Raw genomic sequence first — 19312 nt, forward strand, 5'->3', positions numbered from 1 at the left:
GGCTCGCGATGTCACCGGTATGTCACCATCTCCGTATGAGCCGGACGGATCGCCTCTACGCACTGCGGGAGGAGCTGCGCAGAGCCGGGTCCGCGGGACGCAGCGCCGCCCGGCTGGCCGCCTCCCTCGACGTGAGCGTCCGGACCATCAAGCGCGACATCTCGACGCTGCAGCAGGGCGGCTTCCCCGTGTGGGCGCGTCCCGGCCCCGGCGGCGGCTACGTCGTCGACGCCGCGGCCACGCTCCCGCCGGTGAACGTGACCCCTGCCGAGGTGTCCGGTCTCGCCGCCGCGGTGGCCGCGCACCGCGGCCAGCCCTTCGACAGCCACGCCCGCGCGGCGCTCGCGAAGATCCTCGACGTCATGGGACCGGACGCGCGACAGCGCGCCACCGCCCTGGGCGCCCGCCTGTGGATCGACGGCGTCGACGGCGGGACGCCCGCCCGGACGCGGCGTGCGGTGGAGCAGGCCCTCCAGGAGCGGCGCGTCCTGTCGCTCCGGTACGGCGACGGGCACGGCGGGGTCCGCGCCTCGACGGTCGACCCCGTGCTGCTCGCGCACACCCGGGGCGCGTGGTTCCTCGTGGGGCACTGCCGCTCCGACGACGCCCTCCGGTGGATCCGGCTCGACGAGATCCGGGCCGCCCACGTCACGTCGGTGCCCGCCAGGGACATCCCGCTCGAGGCCGTCGGCACGCCGCCGCCGACGGCCCACCCCGTCGCGGACCTCTGAGCCGGGCGACGGTGCGCCTCGCGGCGCGGACGCCGGTGCGCAGCCCGTCCTGAGAGGGGACGGGACGTTCGGGCTGTCCCGGCGCCACCGCGCGTGGTCCGATGGACGGAGGCGACCGGAGGAGCACGACGCATGGACGACAGCACGCGCACGACGGCACCCGCCGACCGGGGCGCGGCACCACCGGCCACCGAGCCGGCCTGGCACGCGCTGTCCGCCGACGACGTCGTCGCGCGCCTCGGCACGGACGTCGCGGACGGTCTCGCGGAGGACGACGCCGCGGCACGACTGCGCGACGTCGGCCCGAACCGCCTGCCGGAGAAGCGGGAGCGCGGCCCCCTGCGCCGGTTCCTCGGCCAGCTCGACAACCCGCTCATCCTCGTCCTCATCGCCGCCGGCGTCGTGACGTTCCTCCTCGGCGACTACGTCGACTCCGCCGTCATCGTCGGTGTCGTCCTCATCAACGCGGTCATCGGCTTCATCCAGGAGGGCAAGGCGGAGGGGGCGCTCGCGGCGGTCCGCGCGATGCTCGCCACGACCGCGACGGTCGAGCGCGGCGGACGGCGGCGCACGCTCGACGCGGCGGACCTCGTCCCCGGCGACGTCGTGCTGCTGGAGTCCGGCGACCGCGTGCCGGCGGACCTGCGCCTGGTGTCCGTGCGGGACCTCCGCATCGAGGAGTCCGCGCTGACGGGCGAGTCCCTGCCGGTCGACAAGACCACGGACGCCGTCGCCGCGGACGCCGGCATCGGCGACCGGACCAGCAGCGCCTTCTCGGGCACCCTCGTGGTCGCGGGGCGCGGCCTGGGCGTCGTCGTCGGCACGGGCCCGCGCACCGAGGTCGGCCGCATCGGGGCGCTCGTCGGCGAGGCACCGGCGCTGGACACGCCGCTGACCCGCCGGCTCGGGCAGCTCGCGACGCAGATCACCGGCCTGGTCCTCGTCGTCGCCGTCGGCGCGTTCGCGCTCGCCTGGCTCGGGCGCGGGATGGAGCCCGGCGAGGCGTTCCTCGTCGTCGTCGGCATGGCGGTCGCGGCGATCCCCGAGGGTCTGCCCGCCGTCGTGACGATCATCCTCGCGATCGGCACGCGGGTCATGGCCGCGAACAACGCCATCATCCGCCGCCTCCCGGCCGTGGAGGCGCTCGGATCGGTCAGCGTCATCTGCACCGACAAGACCGGCACCCTCACGCGCAACGAGATGACGGCCGTGCGGGTGCTGCTGCCCGACGGCGAGGTCCTCGTCACCGGCACGGGGTACGGCCCTGAGGGTCGGTTCACCGACGCCGACGGCGCCACCGTCGAGCCGACCGCGCTCGCCGGCCTGCGCGACGTCGTCGTCGGCGGTGCGCTGTGCAACGACGCCCGGGTGGAGCGCGACGGCGAGGAGTGGCGGACCACCGGCGACCCCACCGAGGCCGCCCTCGTGACGCTCGCGCTCAAGTCCGGTGAGGAGCCGGCCGCGCTCGCCCGCCATCTCCCGCGCACGGACGTCGTGCCCTTCGAGTCCGAGCACCGCTTCATGGCCACCCTCCACCACGACGGCGACGGCCGCGCCTGGGTGCTCTGCAAGGGCGCACCCGAGGCGGTGCTCGCCCTGTGCGCCGCCGACGACGGTGCCTGGCCGCAGCGGGTGCACGACGCCGCCGCGCAGGGCGAGCGGGTCCTGGCCGTCGCGCGGGCGGAGGTCCCGGCCGGCCGCAGGTCGATCTCGATGGACGACCTGCCCGACCTCGAGGTCGTCGGGATGGTCGGGATCATGGACCCGCCGCGCGACGAGGCCGCGGACGCCGTGGCGCAGTGCCGGCGGGCCGGCGTGCGTGTCGTCATGGTGACCGGCGACCACGGCGTCACCGCGGCGGCGATCGGCCGACGCCTCGGGCTCGACGCGCGCGACGCGCTGACGGGCGCGCGCGTCGAGGCCATGGACGACGCGGAGCTCCGGCAGGCGGCCGTCGACCACGACGTGGTCGCACGCGCCAGCCCCGAGCACAAGATCCGGCTCGTCGGGGCGCTGCAGTCCCACGGCGCGTACGTCGCGATGACCGGCGACGGCGTCAACGACGCGCCCGCGCTCAAGGCGGCCGACGTCGGCGTCGCGATGGGCGGTCGGGGCACCGACGCGGCGCGGGACGCCTCGGACGTCGTCCTCACCGACGACAACTTCGCGACGATCGCCCGTGCCGTGCACCAGGGCCGGGTCGTCTACGACAACATCAAGAAGTCGCTGCTCTTCATCCTGCCGACCAGCGGCGGACAGGCGGCCCTCATCCTCGTCGCGCTCGTCCTCGGGATCGCGGTGCCGGTGAGCGTCAGCCAGGTGCTGTGGATCAACATGGTCACCGCCGTGACGCTCGCCCTCGCGCTCGCCTGGGAGCCGGGCGAGAAGGACGTCATGGACCAGCCGCCCCGGCCGGCCAGCGAGCGGCTCCTGACGGCGCCGCTGCTGGCGCGCGTCGTCGTCGTCAGCCTGCTCCTCGCAGCCGCGGCGCTCGCCGCCTACGAGTGGGAGCTCGGGCGCGGCAGCTCGGTGGAGCTCGCCCGGACGACGGCGGTCAACGCCCTCGCGTTCGCCGAGATCCTCTACCTCTTCCACGCCCGTCGGTTCACCGGCACGGCGCTGGCCCGGGTCGCCGTCACGGGCAACCGGGCCGTGTGGGTGGTCGTCGGGATCATGATCGTGCTGCAGCTCGCGTTCACGTACGCCCCGCCCCTCCAGGCGGTGTTCAAGACGGTCCCCCTGGGCGGGACGTCGTGGCTCGTGCTCGGCGGGCTCGGGATGCTGGTGTTCCTCGCCGTCGAGGTGGAGAAGGCGTTCTGGCGTGGGCGGGGCGTGCACCGGATGTAGCCCGCTCCGCCGTGTGAGCAGCGTCGCCCGCCGACACGCCCACCGCCCTGACCGGGGCTCCGCACGGCCCGGGGGACCATGACGGGGTGAGGACCCCCGTGCTGCCCGACGCGCTGCGCTCGCGCACGCCCGGGGCGGCACGGGCCACCCGCGCCGGCGCAGCCCTCGGGGCGCTGCGCTCCCCGCGCGCCACGGCCCGGCGCCTGCGCGCGGCACTGAGCGGCTACGGCGGCGACGACGGCGCGCCGTCGTGGGTCTCCGGGCTGCTGGCGGGCGTGCAGGCCGCCGTCCTGTCCCTGCTCGTGGTCACCGCTCCGGCGCTCGCGGCCTACGTCGCGACGTCCGCGGACCCGTCCAACGCCGACGTCGGCTGGCCGCGCGCCGTCGTCGTCGCCGGGGCGGTCTGGCTCCTCGGGCACGGCGGGATGCTGCCCGCGGGGGCGACGACGATCACGTTCGTGCCGCTCGGGCTGTCGGCCCTCGTCCTGTTCGTCGCGTACGCCTCCGCCCGCCGCTCGGCGTACCCGACCGCGTCGGCCTGGTGGGCCGGCGTCGTCGGCTACCTCGCGCTCGTCGTCGTGGTCCTCGTCGGTGTCGGGGGCGCCGGGCCTGCGGGGGCCGGTGCGGCCGCCGTGGTGCGCACCCTGGTCGGTGCGACCGTGCTGGTCACGGTGGGCACCGGCCTCGGCACGGCCCAGCTGGGCCGACGCGTCCGGCGTGGGATGCGACGCCTCCCGCCCTTCGTCGCCGCCGGGGTCGGCGGGGGCGTCGTCGTCGGCGGGCTGCTGCTCCTCTCCGGTGCCGCCGTGACGTGCTGGTGGGCCTTCTCCGGGCGCGCGTCGACGGGCGACGTCATCACCGGGCTCCGGGTGGACCTGCTCGGCGGGGCGCTCCTCGCCGTGGCGCAGCTCGCGGTCGTGCCGAACCTCGTCGCGTGGGCGACGGCCTGGGTCGTCGGCCCGGGCTTCTCCGTCGGCGCCGGCACGCTGTACTCCCCGGCGGAGGTCACGGCGGCCGCGCTGCCCGCGCTGCCGGTGCTCGGCTCGCTGCCGACGGAACGCGCCGCGGGCGGCGTGCTCGTCGTGGTGCCGGTGCTGGTCGTGCTCGCGGGGGCGGCGGGCGGGTGGTACGTCCACCGGGCGGAGGCGACCTCGCGCGGCCGGCACGCCCCGGCGGCCGTCGGTGTCCTCGCGGTCACCGCCGCGCTGCTGCTCGGCGCGCTCACGCTCGCGGCCGGTGGCGCGGTCGGGCCGGGGCGCATGGCGGTCGTCGGCGGGTCGGCGCTGCTCGTCGCGGCGGTCACGGGAGGGCTCGCGCTCGCGGGGGCCGCCGTCGTCGCCCTGCCCGCCGACCGGCACGTGCGCGCGGCCGTCGCGGGGACCGCCCGCGCGACCGCCGACCGGGTCAGGCGTCGGCCGGCCGCATCAGACCGTTGAGGCGGTCCTCGATGTCCCGCTGGTAGCGGTCCTCGCAGGACTCCCGGGCCGACGTGGTCAACGCCTCGCGCAAGCAGTCCTGCCGGTCCTGGAGCACCGGCCACAGGGCCAGCTGCAGGGCGGCGGACAGCGTCATCCACATCGCGATGCCGACGAGGGCCGCGGCGAGCGGCACGGCAGCGCGGCGGATCCCCGCACGCCAGGCGGCCGCGACGGCGCGCGCGCCCACGACGACGGCCCAGGCCGAGAAGACGATCGACGCCGCCTGGAACGGCAGCGGCAGCGTGAGGACGAGCAGCGACGCCACGAGGAGCAGGAGGAACAGGCCGAGGCGGCTCCGCAGCGCCTCGAAGGCGGCAGGGTCCTCGGGTCGACGCGGCGACTGCGGCGCGGCGGGGCGGCGGCCGTAGCGCTCCGCGGGGAGGTCCCGCCCCGGCTGCGGCCCGGGGGCCCCGGTGGGGGCGTCGGTCGGTGCGTCGCCGTCCGCGTCACGCCGGTGGTCGTCCGGGGGCGGGGCGTACGGGTTCGTCACGGGGACAAGTCTCACACCTGGGGACGACCTCGCCCGTGCGCCCACGGCCGCCGCTAAGGTCCGCCGTGTGAGCTCCGCGCCCGGACCCGCTGCCGCCGACCGTGCCCTCGTGCCGACGGCGGCGCGCGTCGTCGTCCTCGTCTCCGGGGGCGGCTCGAACCTCGCGGCGCTGCTGGCCGCGCACGACGACCCGGCGTACGGCGCGCGCGTCGTGGGCGTGGTGAGCGACCGGGCCGACGCCGGCGGGCTGGGCGTCGCGCGGGACGCCGGGGTGGCGACCGCCGTCGTCGCGCCGGCGGACTTCCCGGCCCGCGCCGCCTGGGACGCGGCGCTGGCGAAGACCGTCGCGTCCTTCGGGCCGGCGTGGGTGGTGAGCGCCGGGTTCATGCGGATCCTCGGCGCGCCCTTCCTGGGGCGCTTCGGCGAGCGCGTGCTCAACACCCACCCCGCGCTGCTCCCGGCGTTCCCCGGGGCCCACGGCGTGCGCGACGCCCTGGCGTACGGGGTGCGGGTGACCGGCTGCACCGTCCACCTCGTCGACGCGGGCACGGACACCGGCCCGGTGATCGCGCAGCAGGTGGTCGAGGTCCGCGACGACGACGACGAGGAGGCGCTCCACGAGCGCATCAAGGTCGTCGAGCGGGCGCTGCTCGTCGACGTCGTCGGGCGGGTCGCCCGGCACGGGCTGACGGTCGAGGGTCGCCGGGTCCGCCTCGGCGGCTGACCGGCGGCTCACGGTGGGTGAGGTCCGTGCGGTCGACCCCGGCCCCTGACGTCGGCACCGCGCGGCTGGATAGACTCCACCCGGCCGCGACTGGCGAGGGTGGAACCGACCACCGGGGAGCGGCCGCAGTGCCCTGCAGCGCACCGCCCGCCTGGGTGCCTGGGTCCCTCGAGCTGCGTGGCCGCCGACCGGCGGTCCCGCCGCACCGACCGACCCAGCTCCGCCGACCGTCCGGCGATGCCCCGAGCCCAGGAGAGCGCATGGCGCACGACCTTCCCACCCTGCCCCTCGTCGAGGACGCCACGGCGCCCGAGACCCGACGTCCGCTGCGCCGGGCGCTGCTCAGCGTCTACGACAAGACCGGCCTGGTCGAGCTCGCCACCGCGCTGGCCGCCGCGGGCGTGGAGCTGGTCTCCACCGGCTCGACCGCCGCCCGCATCGCCGACGCCGGCCTGGCGGTCACCCCGGTCGAGGACCTCACCGGCTTCCCCGAGTGCCTCGACGGGCGGGTCAAGACGCTGCACCCGCGGGTGCACGCGGGGATCCTCGCGGACACCCGGCGGCCCGAGCACGTGGCCCAGCTGGAGGCCCTCGAGGTCGCACCGTTCGAGCTCGTCGTCGTCAACCTCTACCCGTTCGTCGAGACCGTGATGTCCGGTGCGACGCCCGACGAGTGCGTCGAGCAGATCGACATCGGTGGCCCGTCGATGGTCCGTGCCGCCGCGAAGAACCACCCGAGCGTCGCGGTCGTCGTCGACCCGGCGCGGTATGGCGCCGTCCTCGACGCGGTCGCCGACGGCGGCTTCACGCTCGCGCAGCGGCGGGCGCTCGCCGCCGAGGCGTTCGTCCACACCGCGACGTACGACGTCGCCGTCGCGTCGTGGATCGGCAACGTGCTGACCACCACGGACGAGGTGGAGGGCGAGGACGGGCCGGTGAGCACCGGCTTCCCCGCCTGGATGGGTGCCACCTGGAACCGCGCCGACGTCCTGCGGTACGGCGAGAACCCCCACCAGCGGGCGGCGTTGTACACGTCCGGCTTCGGTCCGTCCGGGCTCGCGCAGGCGGAGCAGCTGCACGGCAAGGCCATGAGCTACAACAACTACGTCGACGCCGACGCCGCGTGGCGCGCCGCCTACGACCACGAGGCGCCGGCGGTGGCGATCATCAAGCACGCCAACCCGTGCGGCATCGCGGTCGGCGCCGACGTGGCCGAGGCGCACGCCCGCGCCCACGCGTGCGACCCGGTCTCCGCGTTCGGCGGGGTGATCGCCGCCAACCGTCCGATCACGCGGGCGGCGGCCGAGCAGATCGCACCGGTGTTCACGGAGGTCGTCGTCGCCCCCGGCTTCGACGACGACGCGCTCGAGGTGCTCCGGGGGAAGAAAAACCTCCGGATCCTCGTCGTGGAGGGCAGCCCGGGCGGCGGCATCGAGATGCGGCCGGTGTCCGGCGGGCTGCTGCTGCAGTCGGTGGACAGCATCGACGCCGTGGTCGACGGCGGCGGCGACGACCCGGCGTCGTGGACGCTGGCGGCGGGGGAGCCCGCCGACGAGGCCACGCTCACGGACCTCACCTTCGCCTGGCGCGCGGTGCGTGCGGTGAGGTCGAACGCGATCCTGCTCGCGAGGGACGGCGCCTCGGTCGGCGTCGGGATGGGCCAGGTCAACCGCGTCGACTCGTGCCGGCTCGCGGTCGAGCGTGCGAACACCGGGGACGTCGAGCGCGCCCGTGGGGCGGTCGCGGCGTCCGACGCGTTCTTCCCGTTCGCCGACGGCCTGCAGGTGCTCCTGGACGCCGGCGTGCGCGCGGTCGTCCAGCCCGGCGGGTCGGTGCGGGACGAGGAGGTCGTCGCGGCCGCCCGGGCGGCGGGCGTGACGATGTACCTCACGGGAACCCGCCACTTCGCCCACTGACCCGCTGGGTCCGGCCCCCGAACGCCTCGGTGGAGAGCTCCCCGCGTCCCGCGCGGGGAGGTCTCCACGACAGCGCCGCCCGGTCTTCACCGCTCCTCCACGTCGGTGCACGGAGCGCGCGTCGACGTCCGGGATGCTTGTCCCCATGGCGGACGCGCAGGTCGACGGAATCGGTGGATGGGTGGTCGACGTCATCGGCAGCATCGGGGAGGTCGGCGTCGGGCTCCTCATCGCGCTCGAGAACGTCGTCCCGCCGATCCCTTCGGAGGTGATCCTCCCGTTCGCGGGCTTCAGCGCCGCCCAGGGCCGGATCAGCCTCGTCGGGGCGTGGGTCGCCGCGACGCTCGGGTCGCTCGTCGGCGCGTGGCTGCTCTACGGGCTCGGTGCGTTCATCGCGTACGAACGGCTCCACGGGCTCGCGGCGAAGCGCTGGTTCCTCCTGTTCAACACCGAGGACCTGCACCGCGGCGAGCGCTTCTTCGACCGGCACGGCAGCAAGGTCGTCCTCGTCGCGCGGTTCGTGCCCCTGCTCCGGTCCATCGTCTCCGTGCCCGCGGGCGTGGTGCGGATGCCCCTGCTCCGGTTCACCGGGCTCACCGCCCTCGGCAGCGGCATCTGGAACGCGATCTTCCTGTACGCGGGGTACACCCTCGGCGGTCAGTGGGAGCGGGTGGAGGGCTGGATGGGTCCGGTCTCCACGGCCGTCGTCGTGCTGGTGGCGATCGTGTGCGCGCTGCTCGTCGTCCGTCAGGTCAAGATCCTGACCTGAGCCGCCGCCTCACGCCCGGGGCGCCCGCAGGGGCTGCCCCTCCTCAGCGACGACGTCCCGGTCCAGGTGCGGCAGCGTCGCCCCGGCGAAGAGCTTGCGCGCGGCTGCGACGTCGCGCGGCCGGTCCACGGCGAGCACCGCCGTGAGACGGTCGGTGCCCGCGGCGAACCACAGCACGCTGAACGCGCCCTCGACGTCGCCCCGGACGACGACGTCGTCGTCCGCCGCCGGGGCGCCGTAGAGCCCCAGCTCGTGCCCGAGCTGCGTGGAGAAGACGTAGGGCGCCAGGTCGTCGGCGGGCTGCGGTGCGCCCCCGAGCAGACGACGCACCGCGACCCCGGGCGCCCTGAGGGCACCGTCCCAGTGGCCGCCCGGGACCCATCCGTGCCGGGCCGACCGGCGTCGGGCCAGGTCGCCGAGGGCGACCACGGGCGCATCGGGGACGGCCAGCACCCGGTACGCCTCGTCGACGGCGAGCGACCCGTCCGGCTCGAGCGGCAGGCTCCCGGCGAGCCACGCCGAGGCGGGGCGCGCGCCCACGGCCACGAGGACGACGTCGGCCGGGAGCACCTCGCCCCCGCCGAGCGCGACCTCGCCCGCCGTGACCGACGCGACGGGCGATGCCGTGAGGAGCCGGACCCCGGCCGCCTCGTACCAGGGCCGGGTCCAGGCGCCGACGCGGGCGCCGAGGGCCGTCGCCAACGGCGCCTCGGCGGCCTCGACGACCGTGACGTCCACGCCCGCGGCGGCCGCGCCCCGGCGACCTCGGCCCCGATCCACCCCGCCCCGACGACGACGAGCCGGCGCCCCGGCGCCAGGGCGGCGCGCAGGAGTGCGGCATCGGCAGCGGTGTGCAGCGTGAGGGCCCCGCTCCACGCGCTCGGCAGGACGGCCCGCGCGCCGGTGGCGAGGACGACCGCATCGGCCTCCAGCGCGTCGTCCGCGGTCGTCACGGTCACCGGCGCGGTCGTCGCGCCCGTCGCCGACGCCCCGCCCAGGTGCAGGCCCGTGGCCGCGGTGCCGAGGCGGACGTCGTCGGCGGCGTGCAGGCGGATGCCGATCTCGTCCGACAGGCGCGCCGGCGTGGTCCGGGTCAGCAGCTCCTTGGACAGGGGCGGGCGGTCGTACGGCTCCTCCGTCTCCGCGCCGAGCACGGTGACCCGGCCGGTGAAGCCCTGGTCGCGCAGCGCCGTGACGGTGCCGGCGCCGGCCAGGCCTGCGCCCACCACGACGACGGAACGGGGCGCGCGCGTGAGCGCGGTGGGGGTCGCGGGGAGCACGCCTCACGGTATCGGCCGGGCACCGGGCCGACGGCATCTGCCGGGGCACGGCACGGCCCGGCACGGCGCGGCACGGCCCGGCGGACGGGACCGGCGGCGCGTCCCCGACGGCCCTCTCCGCGTTAGGGTCGGGGCCGTGCCCGAGGTGACCGACGAGCCCACCGACGCGCCCACCGGGCGCGGCCGGACCGAGGCGTCGTCGTCGGCCACGGAGCCGCCGCTCGACCGCCCGTCGGACCGCCAGCCGGACCGTCACCGGGCACCGGCGCTCTGGCTCGTCGTCGGCGCGATCGTCGTGGCCGCCGTCGCGGCGGCGGTCGACGGAGCCCGCTCGGCCGCGATCGTCCTCGGAGTGACCCTCCTGGCGGCGGGCCTGGCGCGCGTGACCCGTCGCGGCCGGGAGCCCGAGGGGATCGCCGTGCGCTCGACGTGGTGGGACGCCGTCGTGCTGTGGGGGCTCGGGGGCGGGATCCTCCTGCTCCAGGGCACCCCGGGCGTGTGAGGCCGCCCCACGGCGTGCCCAGATCTCTTGATGTCGAGTAATCTGGCCGAGCACCAACCGGCGCGGACGCCGGCCCGCCCTGCGGGTGAGGGTCGGGGAACCTGTCGGAGCGCCGACGGGACGCACGGCGCACCAGCCACCACCGATCACACGGGAGATCACGCATGGGCAAGATCAAGGTCGTCAACCCGGTCGTCGAGCTCGACGGCGACGAGATGACCCGGATCATCTGGCAGTTCATCAAGGACCGCCTGATCCACCCGTACCTGGACGTCGACCTCAAGTACTTCGACCTGTCGATCCAGCACCGCGACGCCACCGACGACCAGGTGACGATCGACGCGGCGCACGCGATCAAGGAGCACGGCGTCGGGGTCAAGTGCGCGACGATCACGCCCGACGAGGCGCGGGTCGAGGAGTTCGGCCTCAAGAAGATGTGGGTCTCGCCCAACGGCACGATCCGCAACATCCTCGGCGGCGTCGTCTTCCGCGAGCCGATCATCATCAGCAACATCCCGCGGCTCGTCCCGGGCTGGAACAAGCCGATCATCATCGGCCGTCACGCCCACGGCGACCAGTACAAGGCGACGAACTTCAAGGTGCCCGGCGCCGGGACGCTGACCATCACGTACACCCCGGCGGACGGCAGCGAGCCGATCCACCAGGAGGTCGTGACGTACCCCGAGGGCGGCGGCGTCGCGATGGGGATGTACAACTTCAACGACTCGATCCGCGACTTCGCGCGCGCGTCGTTCGCCTACGGCCTGCAGCGCGGCTACCCGGTGTACCTCTCCACGAAGAACACGATCCTCAAGGCCTACGACGGCGCCTTCAAGGACACCTTCCAGGAGGTCTTCGACGCCGAGTTCAAGGACCAGTTCGAGGCCGCCGGCCTGACGTACGAGCACCGTCTCATCGACGACATGGTCGCCGCCGCGATGAAGTGGGAGGGCGGCTACGTCTGGGCATGCAAGAACTACGACGGCGACGTGCAGTCCGACACCGTCGCCCAGGGCTTCGGCTCGCTCGGCCTCATGACGTCGGTCCTCATGACCCCGGACGGCCGCACGGTCGAGGCCGAGGCGGCGCACGGCACGGTCACGCGGCACTACCGCCAGCACCAGGCCGGCAAGCCGACCTCGACGAACCCGATCGCCTCGATCTTCGCGTGGACGCGGGGCCTGGCCCACCGCGGCAAGCTCGACGGCACCCCCGAGGTCACCGAGTTCGCGAACACCCTCGAGGACGTCGTCGTGAAGACGGTCGAGAGCGGGAAGATGACCAAGGACCTCGCCCTGCTCGTCGGGCCCGACCAGCCGTTCCTCACGACCGAGGAGTTCCTGGGCGCCATCGACGAGAACCTCGCCGCCCGCCTGGGCTGAGCCCGACCGAGCGGGCCCGGCAACGGGCCCGTGGAAGGAGACACCGATGTCCCAGAAGGCACCCGTCACCGTCACGGTGACCGGCGCGGCCGGCCAGATCGGCTACGCGCTGCTGTTCCGGGTCGCGTCCGGCCAGATGCTCGGCGCGGACACCCCGGTGCGCCTGCGCCTGCTCGAGATCCCGCAGGGGGTCAAGGCGGCGGAGGGCACCGCGATGGAGCTCGACGACTGCGCGTTCCCGCTCCTGCAGTCGATCGACATCACCGACGACGCGCGGGTCGGCTTCGAGGGCGCCGACGTCGCGCTGCTCGTCGGCGCCCGGCCCCGCTCGGCAGGCATGGAGCGGGGCGACCTGCTCGAGGCGAACGGCGGCATCTTCAAGCCCCAGGGCGAGGCGATCAACGCGGTGGCGGCGGACGACGTGCGCGTGCTCGTCGTCGGCAACCCGGCCAACACCAACGCCCTCGTCGCGCAGCAGCACGCGCCGGACGTCCCGGCCGAGCGGTTCACGGCGATGACACGCCTGGACCACAACCGGGCGCTGTCGCAGCTCGCGCAGAAGACCGGCACGGGTGTGGCCGACATCCAGGGCCTGACCATCTGGGGGAACCACTCCGCCACCCAGTACCCGGACGTCTTCCACGCCACGGTGGCGGGTCGCCCGGCGACCGAGCTCGTCGACGAGGACTGGCTGACGAGCACGTTCATCCCCACGGTCGCCAAGCGGGGCGCGGCGATCATCGAGGCCCGCGGGGCGTCGTCGGCGGCCTCGGCGGCGAACGCGGCGATCGACCACGTGCGCGACTGGGTGCTCGGGACCGCCGAGGGCTCCTGGACCTCGGCGGCGATCGTCTCCGACGGCTCCTACGGGGTCCCGGAGGGGCTCATCTCGTCCTTCCCGGTCACCTCGACCGGTGGGACGTGGGAGATCGTCCAGGGCCTGGAGATCGGCGACTTCTCGCGGCAGCGCATCGACGCCTCCGTCGCCGAGCTGGCCGAGGAGCGCGACGCGGTGCGGGAGCTCGGCCTGATCTGACCCGCTGACGCCCGACGACGGCGCCGCGTCCCTCAGGGGTGCGGCGCCGTCGTCGTCCGCCCTCCCTCCACGCGGCGTCGGTCGTCACCCGGATGCGTGCAACGCTTGCAGCAAGATCGTAAACACGGCGCTGCCGTGCGTCCCCGCGCGGGCTGGGAGGCGGCCGACGGGTCCGATGGAGGTCCGCGAGTCATCCCATTGCTGCCTGTTGCTGCAAACGGTTACAGTCCGGGGGCCCGCGGTTCTCACCCGGGTGAAGCCTGGCGACGAGGGAGTCCCCCAGATGGCACCGGCCCACCACAGCCACCCCCACCCATCCCGTGCTCGAGCACGGTCCACGGTCGCGGCAGCCGCGGCCTTCTCGGTCGCGCTCGCGGGGCTCGTGTCCGCGGTCGGTACCGGCTCCGCGGTCGCCGTCGACCGCACGGCCACGCTGGCCGGCACCTTCCAGGACGAGAACGGCTGCCCGGGCGACTGGCAGCCGGAGTGCGCCGAGACGCTGCTCACCCCCACCGGGGCCGAGGGCGTGTACGAGGGCGTCTTCCCCGTCCCCGCGGGCAGCCACGAGTTCAAGGTCGCGATGAACGGGACCTGGGACGAGTCGTACGGTGCCGGCGACGGGAACGTCACGTTCCGGCTCGGCGCCCCCGCCGAGATGCGGTTCGTCTTCGACGACAGCACCAAGCAGACGACCGTGACCCCCGCGAACCTCGGTGGCGCCTACGACGCCGCCGCGGACGCCGCCATCGTCGCCGACCCGGTCCGCCAGCCGGGTGGGGACGAGCGCTTCTACTTCGTCATGACCGACCGCTTCGCGAACGGCGACGCCGCGAACGACACGGCGGGCATCGAGGGCGACCGTCTCGCCCACGGCTTCGACCCGACGGACCGCGCGTTCTACAACGGCGGCGACCTGCGGGGCCTCATCGACAACCTCGACTACATCGAGGGCCTGGGCACGACGGCGATCTGGCTGACCCCCTCCTTCAAGAACCGTCCGGTGCAGGGCGAGGGCGCGAACGCCTCGGCCGGCTACCACGGCTACTGGATCACCGACTTCACCCAGATCGACCCGCACCTCGGCACGAACGCCGAGCTCGAGGAGCTCATCACGGCGGCCGAGGCGCGCGGCATCGACCTGTTCTTCGACATCATCACGAACCACACCGCGGACGTGATCTCGTACGAGGAGAACCAGTACTCGTACATCCCGCAGGACACGACCCCCTACGTCGCCGCGGACGGCACGACCTTCCGTATGGAGGACGTCGCCGGTCTCAGCGCCGCGGACTTCCCCGAGCTCACGACCGACTCGTTCCCGTACACCCCGGTCGTCGACCCGGCCGACGCGGAGGTCAAGGTCCCGGCGCTGCTCAACGACGTCCGGTACTACCACAACCGCGGTGACTCGACGTGGGCCGGGGAGTCCGAGACCCTCGGCGACTTCGTCGGCCTCGACGACCTCATGACCGAGCACCCGGACGTCGTCGCGGAGTTCGTCCAGGTCTACAAGGACTGGATCGACCTCGGCGTGGACGGGTTCCGCATCGACACGGCCAAGCACGTGAACTTCGAGTTCTGGGAGCAGTGGACGCCCCAGATCGTCGACCACGCGCAGCAGGTGCGCGGTGACGACGACTTCTTCATGTTCGGCGAGGTGTACTCCTCCGACACGCGCATCCTCTCCCCGTACGTGCGGGAGACGGAGATGAGCTCGGTCCTGGACTTCGCGTTCCAGGAGCGTGCCGCCGCGTACGTGACCGGCGCGTCCTCGGCGCAGCTCCGTGACCTGTACGCGTCCGACGACATCTACACGACGCCGGACACCTCGGCCACGGCGCTGCCGACCTTCCTCGGCAACCACGACATGGGCCGGATCGGCTACTTCGTCCGCGGCACCGACGCCCCGCTGGAGCGCTCGAAGCTCGCGCACTCCCTCATGTACCTCACGCGGGGCCAGCCCGTCGTCTACTACGGCGACGAGCAGGGCTTCATCGGCCAGGGTGCGGGGGGAGAGGGCAACGACAAGGCCGCGCGCCAGTCCCTCTTCGCCAGCCAGGTGCCGGAGTACCAGAACCAGGTCCTGCTGAGCGGTGAGCAGGCCGGGTCCGTGGACCGCTACGACACGGACACCGAGCTGTACACCCACATCTCCTCCCTGGCCGCGCTCCGCGACGCGCACCCCGCGCTCAGCGACGGAGCGCAGGTCGAGCTCCTCGCCGACGGCGGCCTCTACGCCTTCGCCCGCGTGGACCGTGACGAGGACGTGGAGCACGTCGTCGTCACCAACAACGGCGGCGCCGCGGCCACGGCGACGTTCGCGACCCTCACCCCGGGCGCGACGTACACCGGCCTGCTCGGCACGGACCAGGCCGTCACCGCGGACGCGGACGGCGTGATCTCGGTCAGCGTCCCCGCACGCGGGGCCGTCGTGCTCGTCGCCGACTCGACGGTCGCGGCCGCCGGTGACGTCGACGTGCAGGTCGTCGCCGGCCGCGACGGTGCGGGCGTGTGGGGCAAGGCCCCCATCAGCGCCGTCGTCGCCGACAACCGCTACCAGGAGACGTCCTTCGCCTACCGCGTCGTCGGGGAGCAGGACTGGACCCTGCTCGGCACCGCCGAGGACGACACGCCCCGGGTCTTCCACGACGTGGAGGACCTCGTCACCGAGCACGGTCTCGGCACGATGATCGAGTACCGCGCCGTGAGCGTCGACGCAGCGGGCAACGCCTCCGCGGCGTCCACCGTGACGACCCTGGTCGAGGAGCCCGTCGTCGGCCCGCCGCCGTCGGACTTCGACACCGTCTCGGTCCCGGGCAACCACAACGACGAGATGGGGTGTGGCGGGGACTGGAACCCGGCCTGCTCCGAGGCGCAGCTCACGCTCGGCGCCAACGGCCTGTGGTCCAAGACGTTCGACCTCCCGGCCGGCGACTACGAGTTCAAGGTCGCCGCGAACGAGAGCTGGGACATCAACTTCGGTGCCGACGGGCAGCCCGGCGGACCCAACCTGGCCTACACGCACGGCGGTGGGCCGATCACCTTCTGGTTCGACCCGGAGACGAAGTACTACTTCAACAGCTCCATGCACGCGCCGATGACGATCCCCGGCAGCCACCAGCAGGAGCTCGGCTGCCCCGGTGACTGGCAGCCGGAGTGCGCGGCCACGCTGCTCACCGACCTGGACCGCGACGGCATCTTCACGTTCGTCACGGACCAGCTGCCCGCCGGGAGCTACGAGGCGAAGGTCGCGTACAACTTCAGCTGGGACGAGAACTACGGCGCCGGCGGCGCACCCGGCGGGGCGAACATCGCCTTCACCGTGGGCAACGACGGTGACACGGTGGCGTTCACGTTCGACCCCGCCACCAAGGTGCTCACCATCGGCGGGCCGACGGCCGGCATCGGTGGCCGGGGTCAGCTCGGGGTCCACTGGCTCAGCGAGGACGTCCTCGCCGTGCCGGAGGCGCTCCTGGGCGGCCGTGACCTGGCCGACCTGACCTTCCGCCTGCACACCGCGCCCGAGGGGGGCATCAGCCTCGACGGCGAGACGCCGGTGCTGCCGGAGGGCGCCGTGGCGTACGACCTCGTCGCCGAGGGCACCGGCCTGCCGGAGGACCTGGCAACGCTCTACCCGCACCTCGCCGGCCACGTCGTCCTGCGTCTGCAGGGCGCCGACCGCGCCGACGTCGAGGCGGCCCTCACGGGCCAGCTCGTGGTGACGGCCACGGACGCCGAGGAGGCGCTCGCGGTGTTCACCGGGGTGCAGATCCCCGGCGTGGTGGACGCCCTCTTCGCCGAGGACGCCACCGACCGCCGGCTCGGTGTCACGTGGGACGCCCGCAAGCGCCCCTCGGTGGCCCTGTGGGCGCCGACGGCCAAGGACGTCGACCTGCTGGTCTGGCAGGACCCCGCCACGCTGGACGCCGAGCCGACCCGCGTGGAGCTCCGGCGACAGGCCGACGGCTCGTGGACGGTCGACGGTGACAAGAAGTGGCGCCACGGCGCCTACCAGTTCGAGGTCACGGTCTACGTGCCCTCCACCGGCGCCGTCGAGAAGAACCGGGTGACGGACCCGTACTCGGTCGCGCTCACGGTCAACTCGACCCACTCGGTGTTCGTCGACCTCGCCGACCAGCGCTGGATGCCCGGCGAGTGGAAGAAGGCCGGCCAGCCGGTCGTGCGCCCCGTGGACCAGACGATCTACGAGCTGCACGTCCGGGACTTCTCGATCAGCGACGAGACGGTTCCTGAGGAGCTGCGCGGCACCTACTCCGCCTTCACCACCGACGGGGCCGGACGCCAGCACCTGCGGGCGCTGCAGGAGGCCGGTCTGACGACCGTCCACCTGCTGCCGACGTTCGACATCGCCACGATCGAGGAGAAGCGCTCCGCCCAGGTGGAGCCGCCGTGCGACCTCGCGTCGCTGCCGGCGGACTCCTCGGAGCAGCAGGCGTGCATCGCCGGGATCCGGGACGCCGACGGCTTCAACTGGGGATACGACCCGTTCCACTTCACGACGCCCGAGGGCTCCTACGCCGTGGACGCGCACGGTGGGGCCCGGGTCGAGGAGTTCCGCAGCATGGTCGGGGCGCTGCACGCCGACGGCCTGCAGGTGGTCCTGGACCAGGTGTTCAACCACACGGCCGCCAGCGGTCAGGACGCCAAGTCGGTCCTCGACCGGGTCGTGCCCGGCTACTACCACCGCCTCAACGCGGCCGGGAAGGTCGAGACGTCCACGTGCTGCCAGAACATCGCCACCGAGCACCAGATGGCCGAGAAGCTCATGGTCGACTCGGTCGTGACGTGGGCGCGGGACTACAAGGTCGACGGCTTCCGCTTCGACCTCATGGGTCACCACTCGCGGGACAACATGCTCGCGGTGCGCGACGCGCTGGACGCGCTGACCGTCACGAAGGACGGCGTGGACGGCTCGAAGGTCTACCTGTACGGCGAGGGCTGGAACTTCGGTGAGGTCGCCGACGACGCCCGGTTCGAGCAGGCGCGCCAGGGCAACCTGGGCGGCACCGGCATCGGGACGTTCTCCGACCGGCTCCGCGACGCCGTCCGCGGCGGCGGTCCGTTCGACAGCGACCCGCGCGTGCGTCAGGGCTTCGGCACCGGCGCGTACACGGACCGCAACGGGCTGGACAACCGCCCCGACGGCGAGCTCCTCACGGACGCCCAGCACCAGGCGGACCTCGTCCGGCTGGGGCTGGCGGGCAACCTGCGCGCCTACTCGTTCCTCACGAGCAAGGGCCAGGTGCAGCGCGGCGACCAGATCGACTACAACGGCCAGCCGGCCGGGTACGCCGACTCGCCGGAGGAGATCATCACGTACGTCGACAAGCACGACAACGAGACGCTGTTCGACGTCCTCACGCTCAAGCTGCCGACGGACACCCCGATGGCGGACCGCGTGCGGATGAACACGGTGTCTCTCGCCACGACCGCGCTGTCGCAGACGCCGACGTTCTTCCACGCCGGCTCGGACCTGCTGCGCAGCAAGTCGCTGGACCGCAACAGCTACAACTCCGGCGACTGGTTCAACCTGCTCGACTTCTCCGGCCAGGACAACGGGTTCGCCCGCGGCCTGCCGCAGGCGGGGGACAACCAGGACAAGTGGCCGTTCATGCGCCCGCTGCTCGCGGACGCGTCGCTGAAGCCGGCGCCGGAGCACATCTCCACCGCCACGGAGTCCTACCAGGACCTCCTCGAGCTGCGCTTCTCCACGGAGCTGTTCCGTCTCGGTGACCCCGAGCTCATCCAGGAGAAGGTCACCTTCCCGGGCAGCGGCCCGACGGCGACGGCCGGCGTCATCGTCATGAGCATCGACGACCTCGTGGGTGAGGACGTGGACGGGGCGCTCGACGGTGTCCTCGTCGTCTTCAACGCCTCCGACGAGGCGTACTCGGCCACGGTCGCGGGCCACGCCGGCCGCGACTACGCCCTCTCCGAGGTGCAGGCCGAGGGGTCGGACGACGTCGTGCGCAGCACGACCTGGGACGCCGCGACCGGCACGGTCAGCGTCCCGGCCCGCACGGTCGCCGTGCTGGTCGACCCGGAGGGGTAGCCGGGCACGCCCCCCGGCGGTCATGACCGCCGGGGGGCGTCAGCAACAACAGGCAGGAGGGCGTGGACCGCGGTCCACGCCCTC

The 19312-nt window shown here is 73.9% G+C and carries 12 protein-coding genes and 1 pseudogene; 10 read left to right on the plus strand and 3 right to left on the minus strand.

Annotated features, from left to right (window positions below; all coding sequences use genetic code 11):
* Positions 1-35 precede the first annotated feature (35 nt).
* The 3 genes from LG379_RS03090 (at position 36) to LG379_RS03100 (ending at position 5014) form a co-directional block, all read left to right on the plus strand.
* Positions 36-731, plus strand: coding sequence for a YafY family protein (locus tag LG379_RS03090; protein WP_225753105.1), 696 nt, complete (start codon positions 36-38; stop codon positions 729-731).
* 132 nt (positions 732-863) lie between these two features.
* Complete coding sequence (locus LG379_RS03095; protein WP_225753106.1) at positions 864-3578, plus strand: HAD-IC family P-type ATPase; 2715 nt, start codon at positions 864-866, stop codon at positions 3576-3578.
* 86 nt (positions 3579-3664) lie between these two features.
* Positions 3665-5014: a DUF6350 family protein gene (locus tag LG379_RS03100; protein ID WP_225753107.1), complete on the plus strand. Its 1350-nt coding sequence runs from the start codon at positions 3665-3667 to the stop codon at positions 5012-5014.
* On the opposite strand, the gene LG379_RS03105 is transcribed toward LG379_RS03100, so the two are convergent.
* A complete protein-coding gene (locus LG379_RS03105) occupies positions 4983-5546 on the minus strand; it encodes a hypothetical protein (protein WP_225753108.1) in 564 nt (187 codons plus the stop codon). The genes LG379_RS03100 and LG379_RS03105 overlap by 32 nt on opposite strands.
* Before the next feature lie 67 nt (positions 5547-5613).
* Between LG379_RS03105 and purN the strand changes: the two genes are divergently transcribed.
* The 3 genes from purN (at position 5614) to LG379_RS03120 (ending at position 8955) form a co-directional block, all read left to right on the plus strand.
* Positions 5614-6270, plus strand: coding sequence for a phosphoribosylglycinamide formyltransferase (purN, locus tag LG379_RS03110; protein ID WP_225753109.1), 657 nt, complete (start codon positions 5614-5616; stop codon positions 6268-6270).
* A 260-nt stretch (positions 6271-6530) separates the two neighbouring features.
* Entirely contained in the window at positions 6531-8186 is a 1656-nt protein-coding gene (gene purH, locus LG379_RS03115) for a bifunctional phosphoribosylaminoimidazolecarboxamide formyltransferase/IMP cyclohydrolase (protein ID WP_225753110.1), read from the plus strand.
* 145 nt (positions 8187-8331) lie between these two features.
* Positions 8332-8955: a DedA family protein gene (locus LG379_RS03120; protein WP_225753111.1), complete on the plus strand. Its 624-nt coding sequence runs from the start codon at positions 8332-8334 to the stop codon at positions 8953-8955.
* A 9-nt stretch (positions 8956-8964) separates the two neighbouring features.
* Here LG379_RS03120 and LG379_RS17025 read toward each other — a convergent pair whose 3' ends face one another.
* Together LG379_RS17025 and LG379_RS17030 are read right to left on the minus strand one after the other, a co-directional pair.
* On the minus strand, positions 8965-9408 hold the full coding sequence (locus tag LG379_RS17025) for an oxidoreductase C-terminal domain-containing protein (protein WP_370634425.1): 444 nt from the start codon (positions 9406-9408) through the stop codon (positions 8965-8967).
* Between the two features lie 6 nt (positions 9409-9414).
* Positions 9415-10235 (minus strand): annotated as a pseudogene (locus LG379_RS17030) (FAD-dependent oxidoreductase); the annotation flags it as partial.
* Between the two features lie 136 nt (positions 10236-10371).
* Between LG379_RS17030 and LG379_RS03135 the strand changes: the two are divergent.
* The 4 genes from LG379_RS03135 (at position 10372) to pulA (ending at position 19228) form a co-directional block, all read left to right on the plus strand.
* Positions 10372-10737 (plus strand): DUF3017 domain-containing protein, encoded by a 366-nt coding sequence (locus tag LG379_RS03135; protein ID WP_225753112.1) that lies wholly within the window; start codon positions 10372-10374, stop codon positions 10735-10737.
* Positions 10738-10901: 164 nt separating this feature from the next.
* Positions 10902-12119 carry an NADP-dependent isocitrate dehydrogenase gene (locus tag LG379_RS03140; RefSeq protein WP_225753113.1) on the plus strand — a complete coding sequence of 406 codons (1218 nt, stop codon included), beginning with the start codon at positions 10902-10904 and terminating at the stop codon, positions 12117-12119.
* 46 nt (positions 12120-12165) lie between these two features.
* Positions 12166-13155, plus strand: coding sequence for a malate dehydrogenase (locus LG379_RS03145; RefSeq protein ID WP_225753114.1), 990 nt, complete (start codon positions 12166-12168; stop codon positions 13153-13155).
* A gap of 283 nt (positions 13156-13438) precedes the next feature.
* Positions 13439-19228 carry a pullulanase-type alpha-1,6-glucosidase gene (pulA, locus tag LG379_RS03150; RefSeq protein ID WP_225753115.1) on the plus strand — a complete coding sequence of 1930 codons (5790 nt, stop codon included), beginning with the start codon at positions 13439-13441 and terminating at the stop codon, positions 19226-19228.
* Positions 19229-19312: the final 84 nt, after the last annotated feature.

Origin of the sequence: Actinotalea sp. Marseille-Q4924 (genome assembly GCF_916618755.1) — a bacterium.
Taxonomy (GTDB): Bacteria; Actinomycetota; Actinomycetes; order Actinomycetales; family Cellulomonadaceae; genus Actinotalea.